This is a genomic window from Micromonospora sp. NPDC047793 (assembly GCF_040642635.1).
Classification (GTDB): Bacteria; Actinomycetota; Actinomycetes; order Mycobacteriales; family Micromonosporaceae; genus Micromonospora.
Window position 1 is genome coordinate 55,255 of record NZ_JBEYSG010000028.1, and the last position, 14,489, is coordinate 69,743.

21 protein-coding genes are annotated in these 14,489 nt (G+C 65.9%); 14 read left to right on the plus strand and 7 right to left on the minus strand.

The window, feature by feature from the left end; all coding sequences use genetic code 11:
- Positions 1 to 134 precede the first annotated feature (134 nt).
- The 5 genes from ABZ738_RS31410 to ABZ738_RS31430 all read left to right on the plus strand — a co-directional run bounded on the left by ABZ738_RS31410 (position 135) and on the right by ABZ738_RS31430 (position 4,462).
- Positions 135 to 278: a hypothetical protein gene (locus ABZ738_RS31410; RefSeq protein WP_357219366.1), complete on the plus strand. Its 144-nt coding sequence runs from the start codon at positions 135 to 137 to the stop codon at positions 276 to 278.
- Between the two features lie 44 nt (positions 279 to 322).
- On the plus strand, positions 323 to 1,423 hold the full coding sequence (locus ABZ738_RS31415; protein ID WP_357219431.1) for an AAA family ATPase: 1,101 nt from the start codon (positions 323 to 325) through the stop codon (positions 1,421 to 1,423).
- Between the two features lie 10 nt (positions 1,424 to 1,433).
- The gene (locus ABZ738_RS31420) at positions 1,434 to 3,053 is read left to right on the plus strand and encodes a VWA domain-containing protein (RefSeq protein WP_357219369.1); all 1,620 of its coding nucleotides are present in this window, start codon (positions 1,434 to 1,436) and stop codon (positions 3,051 to 3,053) included.
- Between the two features lie 248 nt (positions 3,054 to 3,301).
- Positions 3,302 to 3,637: a hypothetical protein gene (locus ABZ738_RS31425; RefSeq protein WP_357219372.1), complete on the plus strand. Its 336-nt coding sequence runs from the start codon at positions 3,302 to 3,304 to the stop codon at positions 3,635 to 3,637.
- 150 nt (positions 3,638 to 3,787) lie between these two features.
- A complete protein-coding gene (locus tag ABZ738_RS31430) occupies positions 3,788 to 4,462 on the plus strand; it encodes a hypothetical protein (RefSeq protein WP_357219375.1) in 675 nt (224 codons plus the stop codon).
- A gap of 320 nt (positions 4,463 to 4,782) precedes the next feature.
- Here the strand turns inward: ABZ738_RS31430 and ABZ738_RS31435 are convergent, their stop codons facing one another.
- Both ABZ738_RS31435 and ABZ738_RS31440 read right to left on the minus strand, forming a co-directional pair.
- On the minus strand, positions 4,783 to 5,226 hold the full coding sequence (locus ABZ738_RS31435; RefSeq protein ID WP_357219378.1) for a restriction endonuclease: 444 nt from the start codon (positions 5,224 to 5,226) through the stop codon (positions 4,783 to 4,785).
- Between the two features lie 95 nt (positions 5,227 to 5,321).
- Positions 5,322 to 6,176, minus strand: coding sequence for a hypothetical protein (locus ABZ738_RS31440; RefSeq protein WP_357219381.1), 855 nt, complete (start codon positions 6,174 to 6,176; stop codon positions 5,322 to 5,324).
- Between the two features lie 344 nt (positions 6,177 to 6,520).
- Between ABZ738_RS31440 and ABZ738_RS31445 the strand changes: the two genes are divergently transcribed.
- The 4 genes from ABZ738_RS31445 (at position 6,521) to ABZ738_RS31460 (ending at position 8,661) form a co-directional block, all read left to right on the plus strand.
- Complete coding sequence (locus ABZ738_RS31445; RefSeq protein WP_357219384.1) at positions 6,521 to 6,790, plus strand: hypothetical protein; 270 nt, start codon at positions 6,521 to 6,523, stop codon at positions 6,788 to 6,790.
- 460 nt (positions 6,791 to 7,250) lie between these two features.
- The gene (locus tag ABZ738_RS31450) at positions 7,251 to 7,508 is read left to right on the plus strand and encodes a hypothetical protein (RefSeq protein WP_357219387.1); all 258 of its coding nucleotides are present in this window, start codon (positions 7,251 to 7,253) and stop codon (positions 7,506 to 7,508) included.
- Between the two features lie 204 nt (positions 7,509 to 7,712).
- A complete protein-coding gene (locus tag ABZ738_RS31455) occupies positions 7,713 to 8,024 on the plus strand; it encodes a hypothetical protein (RefSeq protein WP_357219390.1) in 312 nt (103 codons plus the stop codon).
- Between the two features lie 169 nt (positions 8,025 to 8,193).
- A complete protein-coding gene (locus ABZ738_RS31460; protein ID WP_357219393.1) occupies positions 8,194 to 8,661 on the plus strand; it encodes a hypothetical protein in 468 nt (155 codons plus the stop codon).
- A 149-nt stretch (positions 8,662 to 8,810) separates the two neighbouring features.
- Here ABZ738_RS31460 and ABZ738_RS31465 read toward each other — a convergent pair whose 3' ends face one another.
- The gene (locus ABZ738_RS31465) at positions 8,811 to 8,951 is read right to left on the minus strand and encodes a DUF5984 family protein (protein ID WP_357219434.1); all 141 of its coding nucleotides are present in this window, start codon (positions 8,949 to 8,951) and stop codon (positions 8,811 to 8,813) included.
- Between the two features lie 188 nt (positions 8,952 to 9,139).
- Here ABZ738_RS31465 and ABZ738_RS31470 point away from each other — a divergent pair, with 188 nt between their 5' ends.
- Together ABZ738_RS31470 and ABZ738_RS31475 are read left to right on the plus strand one after the other, a co-directional pair.
- A complete protein-coding gene (locus ABZ738_RS31470) occupies positions 9,140 to 9,712 on the plus strand; it encodes a hypothetical protein (RefSeq protein ID WP_357219396.1) in 573 nt (190 codons plus the stop codon).
- Positions 9,713 to 9,784: 72 nt separating this feature from the next.
- Positions 9,785 to 10,285, plus strand: a complete 501-nt coding sequence (locus ABZ738_RS31475; protein WP_357219399.1) for a hypothetical protein — start codon at positions 9,785 to 9,787, stop codon at positions 10,283 to 10,285.
- 60 nt (positions 10,286 to 10,345) lie between these two features.
- Here the strand turns inward: ABZ738_RS31475 and ABZ738_RS31480 are convergent, their stop codons facing one another.
- Positions 10,346 to 10,543: a hypothetical protein gene (locus ABZ738_RS31480; RefSeq protein WP_357219402.1), complete on the minus strand. Its 198-nt coding sequence runs from the start codon at positions 10,541 to 10,543 to the stop codon at positions 10,346 to 10,348.
- A 144-nt stretch (positions 10,544 to 10,687) separates the two neighbouring features.
- Between ABZ738_RS31480 and ABZ738_RS31485 the strand changes: the two genes are divergently transcribed.
- The gene (locus tag ABZ738_RS31485) at positions 10,688 to 11,857 is read left to right on the plus strand and encodes an ISAs1 family transposase (protein ID WP_357219405.1); all 1,170 of its coding nucleotides are present in this window, start codon (positions 10,688 to 10,690) and stop codon (positions 11,855 to 11,857) included.
- On the opposite strand, the gene ABZ738_RS31490 is transcribed toward ABZ738_RS31485, so the two are convergent.
- Genes ABZ738_RS31490 through ABZ738_RS31500 form a run of 3 tightly spaced genes read right to left on the minus strand, consistent with a single transcriptional unit; the run spans position 11,850 to position 12,939 of the window.
- Positions 11,850 to 12,095: a hypothetical protein gene (locus ABZ738_RS31490; protein WP_357219409.1), complete on the minus strand. Its 246-nt coding sequence runs from the start codon at positions 12,093 to 12,095 to the stop codon at positions 11,850 to 11,852. The two genes, ABZ738_RS31485 and ABZ738_RS31490, sit on opposite strands and share 8 nt — an antisense overlap.
- A 15-nt stretch (positions 12,096 to 12,110) precedes the next feature.
- Positions 12,111 to 12,404 carry a hypothetical protein gene (locus tag ABZ738_RS31495; RefSeq protein WP_357219411.1) on the minus strand — a complete coding sequence of 98 codons (294 nt, stop codon included), beginning with the start codon at positions 12,402 to 12,404 and terminating at the stop codon, positions 12,111 to 12,113.
- Positions 12,397 to 12,939 (minus strand): Panacea domain-containing protein, encoded by a 543-nt coding sequence (locus ABZ738_RS31500; RefSeq protein WP_357219414.1) that lies wholly within the window; start codon positions 12,937 to 12,939, stop codon positions 12,397 to 12,399. The genes ABZ738_RS31495 and ABZ738_RS31500 overlap by 8 nt, the downstream gene beginning before the upstream one ends.
- 561 nt (positions 12,940 to 13,500) lie before the next feature.
- Here ABZ738_RS31500 and ABZ738_RS31505 point away from each other — a divergent pair.
- Positions 13,501 to 14,169: a hypothetical protein gene (locus ABZ738_RS31505; RefSeq protein WP_357219417.1), complete on the plus strand. Its 669-nt coding sequence runs from the start codon at positions 13,501 to 13,503 to the stop codon at positions 14,167 to 14,169.
- Positions 14,170 to 14,207: 38 nt separating this feature from the next.
- Positions 14,208 to 14,456: a hypothetical protein gene (locus ABZ738_RS31510; protein WP_357219420.1), complete on the plus strand. Its 249-nt coding sequence runs from the start codon at positions 14,208 to 14,210 to the stop codon at positions 14,454 to 14,456.
- The last annotated feature ends 33 nt before the right edge of the window (positions 14,457 to 14,489 follow it).

A 14,489-nucleotide genomic window follows, 5' to 3' on the forward strand; every position in this document is an offset into this window, starting at 1 on the left:
CACCGGGCTTTGCTACCGGGGGGGCGCCCGTCGGCACACCCGGCTGTCCCCCCCCCCCCCGTGGGGCCCCCCCCCCCCCGCCCCGCGCCCGGGGACGGGGCGCGCGGCGGCTTCATATCGCCAAGGAGCCATTCATGTCGAACTCGACACAACTTCCGATCCGCCAGCCGCTGACCGGCCACACCCTGCCGGAGCTGCGCGGATACGACTTGATCACGTCCGGGACCGCAGGTATCGGTTGCACGCTGACCGCAGCCATCGTCGGAGGTGCCCGATGACCTCACCCGTTCGCCCAGCCAAGCCGAAGGCCAAGCCCCGCCCCATGTTCGGGCCGGTCCTGACCCTGCTCGCGGCCGAGCCGCACCGTGCCTTCTCCATCGGCGACCTCGGCAAGGAACTGCCCGGCCGGTCCTCCGGAGCGATCGGCTCCGTCCTGAACCGCCTCGTCGACCGAAAGTGGGCCACCATGACCGGCGGGTCACCGCGCCGGTACACGATTACCGCCGAGGGCATCGACGCGTACAAGGCTGGGGCCGGCGCCAGCCGCGCCCCCTCGACCACCACCCCCACGTCCCCGGTGTCACCCGCGCCGGCACCCACCCCGACCGGGCCGGTCCCACCGCGTCCCGGCGCTGTCCTAAGCCCCAACGGCGTCTGGTATTTGCCCCGCCAGCTCGGCGATGCCACCGACGTCGAGGTGCTGCGCCGGCTGCGCCGCGACACCATCACGGTCCTGCTCTACGGGCCACCCGGCACCGGCAAGACCAGCCTCATCGAAGCCGCCTACGCCGACGCGATCACCGTCGCCGGTCACGGCGACACCACTGTCGAGGACCTCGTCGGTAACTACGTCCCGCTGCCCGACGGCGGCTTCGAGTTCGCCTACGGGCCACTCGTCGTCGCCATGCGCGAGGGACGCGCCCTGTTCATCGACGACGCCACCCTCATCCCACCGCGCGTGCTCGCCGCCCTCTACCCGGCGATGGACGGCCGGGCCACCATCACCATCGCCGCCCACCACAACGAGGTCGCGACCGCCGTCGACGGATTCTACGTCTGCGCCGGCCACAACCCCGGCGTGCACGGAGCGATCCTCACCGAAGCCCTCGCCTCGCGATTCGCGGTGCACATCGAGGTCACCACCGACATGCAACTCGCCCGATCCCTCGGCGTACCGAACGGGGCCATCGACGCGGCGGTCGCCCTCAACGCGCGGATGCGCAAGCACGAGATCGACTGGGCACCCCAGTTGCGCGAGCTGTTGGCGTTCAAGCGCGTCGCCGCGAGCCTCGGCCTCGACGCCGCCGTGTCCAACCTCGCCGCGATCGCACCCGAACCCGACCGGCAGGCGGTCATCGAGGCCCTTCAACGGGCCTACTGCGGCTCCATCATCACCCCGCTCACCCTCGGCAAGCAGAAGTAAGGCGGCCGTCATGCCCAGCGTTCCCGCACACCTGAGCACCTCCGGCACCACCCCGGCACCGGCTTCGTCGCCCTGGAGTCCATGGTCGGCGGCCTGGACCAAGCACGCCGCTCGGCTCACCGGCCGTCCGGACGCCTCCGTCACCGTCGCCCCCGCCAGCGCCGGCGACCCAAAGGGATTCAGCTACCCGGCGACCGCCGAGATCCAGGTCGACGCCGACCTCATCGGCGACCCAGAGATCGCCGACCCCCGCCGACTCGGACACCGGTCAAAGGTCCCCGTCGCCTACGGCGTCCTGCTCCACGAGGTCGCCCACGTCATCCACTCGCACTGGGACCCGCCACCGTCGGTGCCGCCCGTCGTCCGGGAAGCCGCACTCATGCTGGAGGAATCCCGAATCGAAGGGCACTACCGGACGGCCCGGCCCCGCGACCGCCGGTGGCTACGCCGCGCCATGACCAGCCTCATCGTCCCCGACGACACCCCCACCGACACGACATGGAGCGCCGCCTACGCCGCCGGACTGCTCCTCGCCCGCGTCGACGCGAAGATCCTCTACCCCGCCGACGTCCGCGAACCACGACGCGCCATCACCAAGGTCCTCGGCCGCAAGCTACTCAAGGGCCTACGCGCGATCTGGAGGGAAGCCCAGACCGTCGGGGACACCGATACCGACCGCATGATCGACCTCGGCGAACGCTGGTGCCGCCTCCTGGGCATCGACCCCACCGTCAGCCCTGGCTTGCCCGCCGACGACGCGGCCACCAGCGCGATCGCGGCGGCCATCGCCGCCGCTATCGACGCCATCCTCAACAACCCCTCCGACACCCCCGAACACGCCGGACCCCGCGGCGATGGGCCCGGCATCTATGTCGACACCGACACGCCGATCACCTGGACCGAACGCGACCCCCGCGACGCCGAACGCCAGGCCGCCAACCGGCTCACCGCCCTGCTGCGCCGCGCCCGCCACCGGGAACCCGCCCGCACCACGCAGGCCAGCAGCGCACCGCCCGGACGGCTACGCACCCGCGCCGCCGTCACCCTCGCCGCCCAACGAGCGGCCGGCGCCATCCCCACCGCCCAGCCATGGCAGCGCACCGTACGACGCCCCGTACCCGACCCCGAACTGACCGTCGCCATCCTCATCGACGCGTCCGGCTCGATGGGCGCGTTCGCCGCCCCCATGTCCTCCGCCGCGTGGATCGTCGCCCAGGCCAGCACCCGCGCAGGAGCGACCAGCGCCACCCTGGCCTACGGCGAACGGGTCACCGTGCTCATCCCACCCGGCCGCCGCCCCACCACAGTCCGCGACATGCAAGCCGACGCCGCAATGGAACGATTCGTCGAAGCCTGCGCCGAAGCCGACCGACTCCTGCACCTGTCCACCCCCGGCACCGGACGCCTGCTCGTCGTCGTCTCCGACGGCCACTACGTCAACCCGGAACAGAGCCAGGCCACCATCACCCGACTCCACCACACCGGCTGCGCCATCCTCTGGCTCGCACCCGACAACAAACGCTGGTCGCCCAGGGTCTACGACAACACCACGACCATCACCGTCGACGACCCCACCACCTGCATCAACCTCATCGGCAAGGCAGCGATCGACGCGCTGACCAGGGCCTGAGTCCGAGCCCGCCGCGCGGGATCCCAGAGCCACTACTGGCCAGAAAGAGCGGCTCCCGACAGATCATCGGGGCCCGATCCTGCCCCGCTTCAGGGCGTCCAAGTGCGCCGTCCGTAAGCCTGCGGCCAAATTCGTCACCGCGCGAGTTGTCTGCCCCGTCGCCGCGAGCGTCAATTCACGCAGGGGTGCCGATGCACTCAAAAGGACCTATCAAAGATGCGCCTTCATCCATGACAGAAGGAATGACGATGTCTTACGGCGAACCCTGCCCACCACATCCCGGAACGATTTCTGTTGACCGCTACGGCCTGCCCTACATCAACTTGCCAAGGGGGCTGATGAATTTGTCACCCTGCTGCTTCGCTGCCGTCACCATCTTCACCGACGAAAGCCTGCCCAATTGCAAGAATAGCTACAACCGTGCACGATCTGTGATCGCGATCGACTTCGACGGGGTCCTCAACCCCGACCACCCGCCCACCGCCCGCCAGCTCGGCCACCACCGTCACCACTACGACGGTCCCGATCCCACTGGTCAACGTGTCTCCGGAGAGGCGTGGCTGCACCCCGACCATGGCCCATAGCTACGAGAACTTAGCCGTGACGCTGACCTTGTCCGGTGCACAAGCTGGGGCGCGATCGCCGCGACGTGGATCGCGCCCCGGCTGAGCCTTCTGGCCGACCTGCCGGTTATCGACGTCGGCAAAGGCGGCGTGCGGTTCGGGCGCCAGCCTATGCTCACCGCGCTGTATCGCGCTGTCGGCGGGCGGCCGGTGGCCGTTCTCGACGACGAGTTTGGAGGCCGGGATGGTCTCGAAGCCGCTGAACGTACCGCCCTCGGCAGCGACACCCTGCTGGTCCCTGTCAGCAGCTTCACCGGCCTGCAGCGCGGTCACACCGATCAGATCATCGACTGGCTCCACCAGGTGGCCGTCGACGATCGAAAGCCGTACGCACCAGGCGATAGGGTGGTGGTGCCCGCCGCACCAGACGAGGAGGACCCGTCACACGCGGAGGCGGGCGATCTCAGCGTCGGCGATCCGGTGCTGCGGAAGTCCCGGCTGCTGTCCAGGCAGTGCGCCACCTGTATCTTCCGCTCCGGCAATCCGATGCGGCTCTCGGAAGGTCGCCTGCGTGATCTGGTAGCCGAGGCACGGCGAGACGAGTCGTTCATCGTCTGTCACGACACCCTTCCCTATTCCCGGCATCCGGGGGCCAAGCCGGCCATCTGTCGGGGGTTCGCCGACCGCTACTCGACCCAGGCGCTCCAGGTGATCGAGCGGCTCTTCGGGTTCCTAGAGGTCGACCCACCCCACGAGGATGTGGACGGACCGACGTTCACGCGCCGATGGGAGAACGTGCCACTGAGCCCGGCTCGGAAAGGTAGATCGGCACCCGAGGTGGGCTGAGCGGGTAGACCGCTTGGCCCAACTGTGGTTTCTCGAGGAGGAAGCTGGCCCTTCTTGCGTTTGTTTCGCTTGGTGTCGGCGTATAGAGCCGAGTGCAGAGGTAGGTACGGCTGCAAGTGCACACCCCGCCGAGCTTGGCCTGCGTCCGGCGACTTGGCCCCTCGACCTGGCGGTGATCCAAGTCGGTGGCGTCGCGTGAGGGGTGTTGTTGAGCCCAGCAGTTCCCTCGACGTGCGGATCTGCCGATGAGCGTGCGTTGAGCCGCCAAGGAAAGAGTTGCGATCGTATTGGACCCAACAGAGCAAGGCCGAGACAGCGAGCTAACCCAGATAGATCGTACCGTGGGCAGTCAACGCCAAATTGCGCCTGTGAAGTAAGGCGACCAGGTCACTCGGGCTTTGAAGCCTCCGAAGATCTTCATCTGTGACAAGGAGAATCCGAATCCCACGCACAAGTGCGGCAGCGCCGATGGCGTGAGCACGGTTTCGATGCTCCTGGTGTCCGGTTATGCCATTCGCTGCGGCCAGTATGCCGAGAGAGCAACCTCTATCAACTACGACATTTACGAAGTAGCCGAGCGTGGTGCTGTCGACTGGGCGAGACCACTTTTTGCACTCTACGAGAAAGATGTCGGGAAGCATCCGGAAGCCACCATCGGCCTTCTCGTTGGCGACGGTGATGTCTACTTCCTCCGTACCGTAGTAATTAAGCGTATTTCGTTGTACGTGACAGCCGGGAACGGACTCAAGTAGATAGGCCAGCATGTTCTCGTAGTACTTGCCGCGGCGATCCGATGGGCTGTTCGCATCTCCAGCACGGCGGAGGTATGCGTCAACTCGCGCTTGAAAGAAGGGGATCACTAGCGACCCAGTCCGTGCACGAGAGAGTTGCGCTCATTGTTGAGAACCTGCGCGAGCGTTTGCTGTCGCAAATTCGACGCCAGCTCTTCGATATCAAAAACCATCACCATTGGCCATGTTCCGCCCTTTGGCACCTGGACCTTAAGATCGCGATCCCGCCTGTAATAGAGCAGTATGGACCATTGTGCATCTCGCGTTAAGGCGTAGAGTTGCAGTTGGTCTAGAACGGCTCTATCGATTTGCGGTCTCCGCACTATCTTTACCTCGACAAGCAGGGGACCCGGAATGAACTTCTCCGTTCCAGGCACCCAGGCGGCGATGTCGCCGATCCCATCGGTTCCTGTGGTCTCTTGAGCCTCGGCGCCAGCAGCTCTCAGTAGGCGTAGGGCGATTTGCTCAAGGCGCATGCCGCTTGCTTGAGCCGTCCCGCCGCCGCCAGTGAGCGAGAACGCCTCGCGGAGGCCGGCCAGTTCCTCTCGAATGAAGCTAAGCTCGGCGGCATCCACATGACGGGATGTGGCCATGCTGGCGGACGGACGTCCGACCGAGCGCAGAAACAGGTTGATTTGGCTCGCTAGAGCAGCCTTATTGGTGGCAGAAACACGGGCAACCGGTAGCGAGAACAGCGCCGGATCCAGGCGACGTGGTGGCTCAGCGACCAACAGTATGGGTAGGTCAGCACCAACAGCCTGGCCGATCTCCAGATACATAGCGGCCGGCGTTTCCCAGCCGTCTTCAGCGGGAAATATCGCGCACACAAAGTCCACATCTGGAAGCCAGCCGCGTCCAGCCTGAGATGTGCTATCGAAGGCGCGAGCCGGCTCAACGACTTCCACATCAAGATCCGACAGCACGGCGCGTACGGCAGATAAGTCTGTGGGACGTTCTGCGATAAGGTAACAGCGCACGTTAGAGAGGATAGCTCAACCAAGGTGCGGTGGCGCGAACGCCTCAGCGTGATTGTACTGGCCCGGCCGCCGGCAACGGGCGCCATGGCGGTAGTGTCGAGCTGAGGGCCTGTTCGGGAGGCGAATGGGGCGATAGCGCGAATTCGTGTGGCTCTGCTTCAAATGAGCGAATTGTCGCCTCGACTAGCAAGCAACTTGGCAGCACCTCGCGCGGCAAGAAGTTGCCGAAACTAGCCAGGCCGGAAACTGCGATCTGCTGATACATCGAGATTTCCTGCTAGAATGCTAGAATGAGTGCAGTAACAACCGAAATCGTCGCCACCTGGATGGCTCGTCAAGTGCAAACGAAGGGGGCGTTGCATCAAGACGATGCCGTCGAGGTCATACTGCGCGAGTTTGGCGACGAATTCGTTTACGACAACGACAATGGAAACCTTGCTATCGCCCGACCGGTACTCAGGGCATTTAGAAACTTAACCAACGGCTCGATCGTTTGGGATAGGGAACATCGGATGTGGCGACCGAGAGAACCTGGCGATGCGCCAGGACGTCAACAATGAAACTTGCGAAGTTGCCTAATTAATGCACACGGCTTCCTCGGTCTTTGGAGACCTCGACGAGCCACGCCTCTCCGCCGACCCCGATGACGGGTTCGTCCGCCGGGGCGTTGGTCGGGCTGTTGCGCGAGCGGAGCAACTTCGACGGGACGGCCCAGTCCTACATAATCCGTGGACGCTGATGACTGGTTCGACGCTGGGCCGTGGGTCCGACTGTTGGGTAAGCAGGGCAACCTCGATGAACGCTGATGCGCGGTTGAGACGGCCAGCGTTCGGATCTGCCGCAGATTGCTTACCATCCCATGAAAACCTCGCTACGTCCTTGCCGAAAAGGTGCCCATCGGACCTGTGAGAAAGATGCGATGGGAGGCAACCGTGCGGCCAAGGACTCGCCGGCATGCGGTCGGTACCGATCTTGGACCAGACTGTGGCACTCTGCGTCTTTTACAAGGGAGGATCTACCGTGCCAGTCATCTCGGATCGCGTGGTGCTGCGAGCCTGGCGACACAACAACCAAACTGACAGAATTCACTTCATCGTGGCGCGAGCCGATGGCAGTACTCGCCGGCTGTGGGTCGGCGAGGGTCACTTCCTCTACGAAATCCTCAATAGCCATCTGCTCGCGATTGGCTACACAGGTCCGGCAAGCGGAAAGAACGATCCCGAGGAAGCGCATGATGGCACTGAAGCGGCGGACCAGCGACCGGATGAGTTGACTTAGCCGACATGTGCAGCGGAGGGGCCTGCCGCAGACTCGGGGCAGAACTGATTCTGCATGGCGGCAACTGCTCCTAGTGGCGCTTAACCATAACAAACCCGGGCTGATGGCCCTTGATCATGTATCCGCTCATGCCGCACTGCGCACGCTGGTAGCCCTGCTTCGAGCTGCTTGGCCTCTGCCGTCTGCCTGGGAGATCATGTCGGCATGGCCGGTATCGTCGAGATCCACGTTCCGTTGGTACCCACTCCGGGTCTTGAACCGGGCGCCGATGCGTTCCCCTGGATCGACCAGGTCGACGACTTCCTGGTCGACCTAGAAGACGAAGGCGCGGTCGAGGTGCACGACGACGGCGAGGAACTCGGCGACGTATATGTCTTCTACATCGCCGGAGAGACCGAGGTCAGCTTGCTGACCGCCGCGTCACGGGTAGCAACTCTCGACGGTGTGCCGAACGGCGTTTTCGCCATCATCAGCGGTGACGGAACCGAGCGACGGATCGACCTCCCGGTCGTCTGAAGTTCTGGCTCCACCCGCCGCACCTGCGCCCGCTTCCAGGGAGAACGACAAGGCACCGCGATGCCAGCCAACCTGTTCTGCCGCTGTGTGCTCGCCGTCGGACATCGGTAGTCGGTTCCGTGTGGCTGGTAGGTCGGAGTCGGGGCGGGAACGCGAACGGAGGTCCTTGATGATGACGGGCATGGACGTGGAAGCGCGACGTGCCGTGGTTGTGGCGCTGCTGGGGCTGGCCGGCAGCGGCGCCTACCAGGACCGGGCGGATGCCGGCCGGGCCCTGGCGAGTTTTGCGGAGATGCCGGAGTCGGCACAGCCGCTGCGACGGCTTCTGCTTGATGCTGACGACACGTTCGTGACCCTCGTGACCGCGGATGCGCTGCTTCGTCGGAAAGACCTGGCCGGTCTGGCGCTGGTCGCGGGAGCGCTGGCGGACGCCGATGACAACTGTGCAGACTGGATCTTTACCGCAGTCCAGGACGTGTACATGATCTACGCCAGTGAACGTGACGCTGCGGTGCGGATGTGCGACGCGTTGCTCGAAGATCCTGATCCAGGCATTCGTCAAGCAGCCGCTCGTCTGTCGGGCACCCTTGCTGCGATCAACCCGGTGCTCTACCCCGTAGACAGCAGTGGTGATTGACGGCGCAGGCTCGGCATGCTGATCTGCCGCCGAGCGGGCGCGCTACCTGCCGGCCGCCGCCTCACGCTGCGTGGCTGGACTTCGGTCCGGCCGACGTCCCGAACTGCCGATGAGCGGATGCTGTCCCGGGCAGGTGCTCGAAGGATTGCTTAGCCCGTCGGGGCGTCGGCCCGTTGGACGTCACCGAGCAGCAGGCGGGCACCGTGGCGGATGAACCTCCAGTCGGTCTTTGGGGAACGGTCAAGGTCTTTGGCAAGCCAATGCCGGCGGTCTTCGTGTTCCCGCCGCAGTTGAGACGGGCATTTACCGGTCGCGTGGTCCGGGGATCATCATCGCCTGCGGCAAGTACACCGAATAGCCGTAGCGGTACGTCGACGCCCGCCCGTCGGGTCATCGTGTCGGGTCATCGCAGCCTGGCGGGCGGACTAGACGGCGCGGCGCCCACCTAGCCGCCCGGTACGACGGCACACTGCCCGCCATGCCGTCGATCAACTGGGACACCGTCGCCACCGCCGCAGCCACCGCCATCTTCGTCACCCTCGCCGTCGAATACGCCGCCAAACCGCGCCTCGAAGCCCGCAAAGAACGCATCCTCGCCGTCCACCGATCCCGACGTGAACTTGCCGTCGCCGTCAGAGGCATCGCCGTAACCTCAGCGTTCCTAGCGTTAGATCTGCCCAAAGACGCGGCCGGCGACGTGCGAGCCCAGCTTCTGGCGGAGCGTGCCCGCAAACACGAGCAGATGCGAGACCAGGCGCAAGCGATGTTTGACGTTGGGGATAGCCACGCCGCCACCTACCCGGGCTGGGTGATGGAGTCGGTAATGTCGTACATCACCACCGTGCAGGGCGTGATGTTGTCGGCCCGCACCCAGCACGACAAGGCGTGCCTGATCCGCGATCTGTCGCAGCACATGGCGGTGATTGTGGATGCCCGCATTCTGCGGCCTCTCGCGTTCATGAACGCGAGGGCTGGCCTGGATGCGCTGGTCGCGAAGACTCACGAGCGGGACGGGGAGCCCAACCCGGTGCCGGCCACGCGCCGTGGCTAGTCGTCTACTTGACAGCCGCGCCGACCAATAGGCCAATAACGATCAACGCGGGTGGTCTGCACGCTCCCACGGGTGAGCCTCTACCCGACCCCGAAACCTAAGCCGACAAGGAATCCCAGCGCCCTCCTCAGCGGCGTCATAGCCCTCGCACTACTCTGCTGCGGCGGTGGGCTTGTCGCCGCATTCAACGACGACCGGAAGCCGCAACCTGGGCAACCGGCCGCCTCGGCGAGCGTGCAGCGTGCCGCTGAAATCCCACCACCCGCGCCCATACCCACACCTGCCGTCGAACCTGAGCCGGCGGTGGCAACGGCGACCGCTGGCAGCCCGACCGCCACGCCGTCGCCGACGCGCAACATCAAACCCACCAAGTCGCCGACGCCGAAACGCACCACGCCCGCCCCGAAGACGACGAAACCGAAGCCGAAAGCCACTACCGAATATGTGGCGAAGGGCGTGCATCCGGGTTCGTTCTGTTCGCGGCAGGGCGCCCGTGGGGTGACGAAGACCGGTAAGCCGATGGTGTGCACGACGACGGCCACGGATTCGCGAAAGCGCTGGCGGGCCGCCTGACCCGATCACGGAAACGCCCCGGACCTAGCTACAGGTGCGGGGCGTCGCCATGTTGAAGGGTCACTGGCTTGAGTCGAGCAGCGATCCGAAGATTTCGATGCCGTCGACGCACACGATCCTGACTCCGCCCGGCCTCGAGCTGCCACCCCACTGGGCGTAGGTTTCGACGCTCTTGACGCCGTCGTGGCTGGTGCCGGTGATGGCTTGGGCGAGGGCGTCAGCCCATTCGGCTGGTGTGCGCGGCGATGCTTCCACCACGGGCCAGGGCCCCGGCAAAGTCGTGGGGTGCCCGGCTTGATGTGGTTGGTGTAGACGCGCCCTTGCTGGTGGTAGCAGGGCGGGCATGACCGGTTCAGATGATCATCGAGGTTCCTACGCCTTATCGATCGTCCGAAGTGAGCCATGCCCGCTTTGCCATCATCGCTGATCTCGTCCGTGTCCGACGCACCGGCTGTCACCGTGCACGAAGCCGCAGCTGGGCTGCCCGCTGCGTTGACAGGTCTGCCGGATCCTCGCGCCCGTCGCGGTGTCCGGCACCGGTTGACCGTGGTGGTGACCGCAGCGGTCTGTGCCGTGGTGGCCGGCTACCGCTCCTATACCGCGATCGCCGAGTGGATCGCTGATGTCCCCGCTGCGACCATCGTTGCGTTAGGTATCGCCCCGGACCGGCGCCCGTCGGAGGCGATGATCCGCCGGTTGTTGCAGGCCCTGGACCCGGACCTGCTCACCGCGGCCGTCAGCGGGTGGCTGTCCACCCGGGCCATGGCGACATCGCCAGCCCAGCGGCGGGCGATCGCCGTGGACGGCAAGACCCTGCGCGGCTCCCGCACCTGTGACGTCGCCGCCCAGCATGTCCTCGCGGCCTGCGACCAGGTCACCGGTGTGGTCCTGGCCAGCACCGATGTGGACGGCAAGACCAATGAGATCACCCGGTTCGCACCGCTGCTCGACCAGATCAGCGACCTCCGCGACACCGTGATCACCGCCGACGCGTTTCACTGCCAACGCGAGCACGTCGCCTACCTCGCCGAGCACGGCGCGCACTGGATCCTGACCGTCAAGGCCAACCAGCCCAGCCTGCACGCCCAACTCGCCGGCCTGCCCTGGCGGGCCGTCCCCGACGCCGCACGCGACATCGACCGGGGACACGGCCGCCGCGAGATCCGCACCTGCAAGATCCTCACCGTCTCCACCGGGATCGACTTCCCACAGGCCGCTCAGGCCCTGCAGATCCGCCGCCGCAGACGCCGCCTCGACCAGCCGAAACGATTCACCACCGAGACCGTCTACGCGATCACCGACCTCCGCGTGCACCAGGCCAGACCGGCGCAACTCGCGAGCTGGGTCCGCGGCCACTGGTCGATCGAGAACAAGGTCCACTGGGTCCGCGACGTCACCTACGACGAGGACCGCAGCCAGATCCGCACCGGCACCGGAGCCCAAGTCATGGCCGCCCTACGCAACGCTGCCATCGGCGCACTCCGCACCGCTGGCGTCACCAACATCGCCGCCGCCAACCGGCATCACGCCCGCGACAGCACCCGCCCGCTGGCCCTACTCGGCATCACCTGACAACTTTGCCGGGGCCCTGCACCACGGGCGCAGACACTGGACTGTCATCCCAGTCGCGGGGAATCTGCGCAGGGTCGCCGACGATCGTGCCGCCCTGCACAAGCTGAAACCGCACCTGGCCGATGCTCAGGCCGACAGGTTTCGGGCCGCCGCCCGGCGACCAGCGGGCCACCTGACCGGCCCACGGCTGTGGTGCCAGGATGGCGGCGATCCAGCCCTCCGCGTAACGAACCTTCACCGCCTACACCCCCCTTCACGTCGGCAGCGACAGCGGAACGATGCTGTTGCACGCCACCACGCGATCGCGTTCGTGGACGAAATACGAGCACACCACCATCGTGCCGTCCCGCAGCGACAGCGGCACATGCCCCCACCACAGGTTGTCGAAGCCGTCCTCGCGGCGGACACCCTGGAACGGGTCTTCGAATCGGGACAGCACCCACGCCGTCACCAGGTTGATCAAATCCTGGTCGGGTTTGAACGTGGCAATCCACAGGTCAAGGTGCATGTCGAAGCCGCGCAGCACCCACAGGGCGGGGTCAGGCACTCGCGGTGAGCCTCGCCCGCAGGGCTTCCACGCTGTCCACGGGGCCCGGCTGATGGTTGGCGGCGGCCTCGTGTAGCCAGCCCCGAACTTGGGCGGTGTCGAGGACCGGCCCGTCGATGGCGGCGCCTTCCGTCTGGAAGTAGTTCTTGATCCAGTCGTGGCGGATGGTAGTGCTGCCGCCGGGGGCGCGGCTGGCGTCGGCCCACTGCCACGGGGTTTCGCTGTGCGTCAACCGTTCGAGGTCGTTACCGGTGAGGTTGCCGTAGCGGGAGATCACGTAGCCGATCGTGTTGAGTTCGGCTTCGCCTAGCTCGGCGGCGGGTTCCGGCGTGTCGCCGTTCTTCTCGTCCCGCCAGAGGCTGCCGACGACGGGGCCCATGTCCCACGCGGAGATCGTTTCGGCGAACAGGGGCCGGTCGAAGGTGGCGAGGTGGTGGCCTTGGCAGTAATAGAGCAGTTTGTGCAGTTTCTTAGTGCCCAGGCCGGGTAGCCGGCGGCGGAGTTCGGCGGCGATGGTGTGGGCGGATGCGGGCATGGCCTCAGTCTACGGCCGGGTGTGACATCTGGCTGACGTCGAAACGATGTCGCTTCGGGGCCGGTTACGGGCTGTGACCTGCGGCTTTGCTTGGCTGTGACGTCGCAACGGTTCCGGGCGGCGGTTGCGACCCGTTAGGCCGCGTTCTGGTGGTCTTGCTGCCGCCACACCAGCACGACATGTTCCTCGTCAGGCTACCCGTCGGCGTTCATGCCTTTGCGGTGGGCTGGGGCACGGGCGGTCTTCATTACGGTGTGAGGCGCCCGCGTCACACAAGCAGCCTCAGTCGTCCGCCCCCAAGCCGCTCTCGGACCGCACCGCCCGATAAGCGCCCTTGATCGCTTCCCGCAGCCGCACAAGCGTCGAGCTGTCCGACGGCACGAGATCCCTCGGGTCGGCGTACTCGTTCATGTACCAGCGCAGGTCGTGGAGGGCATCCCCGTCGCTGCCCACCCAGTCGGCGCCGACTGTCCGAGTCGACTAGGGACTCGATCGTACGGATGAGGATCACCGCCTTGCGTGGTCTAGGCACCGACCAGTCGATCGACTACGTTTCGGTTCATGGCGGCTACAGGCGGTGACGGGGACCCGTTCTTCGATGCGGTCCGCCTTCTTCTACTGCTCGATGCTGCGGTCCAGCCAGTTCCTCAGGACCGGGTGCGGTTAGCGCCGGAGACTGCGGTAGGGGTGCTCAACACCCAGACGCTGCTGCAGAAGCTCGATTTCTGGCTTCGGTATCCCGACTACCTGGCGGACGAGCTGCTCAACGAGTTCGAGCGGAGTCGAGAGCCGGTGTTGTTGGATTTCGCGGGTCGGATTCTGGAGTCGGAGGAGCCGGAGCTTCGGGCGATCCCCATGCTGAGGTACAAGTTCGGTGCTTACGAGCCGCTGGATATGGCGATGAGCATCTTGGCCACAAGCGGCCTAGTGGTGGTCCGCTCAACACGAACCGAGACCCGCGTGCGTGAGCATCACTACTACGTGACTCAGCGGGGGCGGGACACGGCTCGGTCGGCGGTGACCGACTTCCCGCAGTTGGGCTGGTATGGGCAGCGTACGAAGTTGGTGGTCGCCCTGGCGCAGGGCACTGGGATGAGCGGGACGGCGTTGCGGCGCCGGCAATACCTGCAGCGTGACTACGCGGGCACCGGCATCGGCGAGGAGTTCGCCTCGATCGCCGACCGGGCGCGGCTGCGACTCGATGTGCTGAAGTCGGCAGTGGAGGTATAAGCGAGATGGTGGACGGCCTACCCAACGAGAGTGACCTCATGACCTCGATCGCCACCGCGGCAGAGGTCTCCGAGGAAGTCGCGCGCGAGGTGCTCGTCGAGGCTGATGTCAGCCTGACACCTCCTCTACCGGCGCACCGGAGCCTGGTGGCGCACCGGCTCTACGTGTCCGGCGTGAAGTCAGGCACCGAGAACGGCACCGACGGGCCGTTCGAGCGGGACATCCCCCTAGGTCGTGTCTCCTGGATCATGGCTTGGGGCGGTCCGGTTTCGCGCGTAGCCAGATGAGGATGTCGGCGATCTGCACGGTGGCGCGGTAGC

Excerpts from the sequence above, each read along its gene's own strand:
- ABZ738_RS31410 (WP_357219366.1), top strand. The coding sequence starts at position 135 with ATGTCGAACTCGACACAACTTCCGATCCGCCAGCCGCTGACCGGCCAC.
- ABZ738_RS31415 (WP_357219431.1), top strand. The coding sequence starts at position 323 with ATGTTCGGGCCGGTCCTGACCCTGCTCGCGGCCGAGCCGCACCGTGCC.
- ABZ738_RS31420 (WP_357219369.1), top strand. The coding sequence starts at position 1,434 with ATGCCCAGCGTTCCCGCACACCTGAGCACCTCCGGCACCACCCCGGCA.
- ABZ738_RS31425 (WP_357219372.1), top strand. The coding sequence starts at position 3,302 with ATGTCTTACGGCGAACCCTGCCCACCACATCCCGGAACGATTTCTGTT.
- ABZ738_RS31430 (WP_357219375.1), top strand. The coding sequence starts at position 3,788 with ATGCTCACCGCGCTGTATCGCGCTGTCGGCGGGCGGCCGGTGGCCGTT.
- ABZ738_RS31435 (WP_357219378.1), bottom strand. The coding sequence starts at position 5,226 with ATGCTGGCCTATCTACTTGAGTCCGTTCCCGGCTGTCACGTACAACGA.
- ABZ738_RS31445 (WP_357219384.1), top strand. The coding sequence starts at position 6,521 with ATGAGTGCAGTAACAACCGAAATCGTCGCCACCTGGATGGCTCGTCAA.
- ABZ738_RS31455 (WP_357219390.1), top strand. The coding sequence starts at position 7,713 with ATGGCCGGTATCGTCGAGATCCACGTTCCGTTGGTACCCACTCCGGGT.
- ABZ738_RS31460 (WP_357219393.1), top strand. The coding sequence starts at position 8,194 with ATGATGACGGGCATGGACGTGGAAGCGCGACGTGCCGTGGTTGTGGCG.
- ABZ738_RS31470 (WP_357219396.1), top strand. The coding sequence starts at position 9,140 with ATGCCGTCGATCAACTGGGACACCGTCGCCACCGCCGCAGCCACCGCC.
- ABZ738_RS31485 (WP_357219405.1), top strand. The coding sequence starts at position 10,688 with ATGCCCGCTTTGCCATCATCGCTGATCTCGTCCGTGTCCGACGCACCG.
- ABZ738_RS31500 (WP_357219414.1), bottom strand. The coding sequence starts at position 12,939 with ATGCCCGCATCCGCCCACACCATCGCCGCCGAACTCCGCCGCCGGCTA.
- ABZ738_RS31505 (WP_357219417.1), top strand. The coding sequence starts at position 13,501 with ATGGCGGCTACAGGCGGTGACGGGGACCCGTTCTTCGATGCGGTCCGC.
- ABZ738_RS31510 (WP_357219420.1), top strand. The coding sequence starts at position 14,208 with ATGACCTCGATCGCCACCGCGGCAGAGGTCTCCGAGGAAGTCGCGCGC.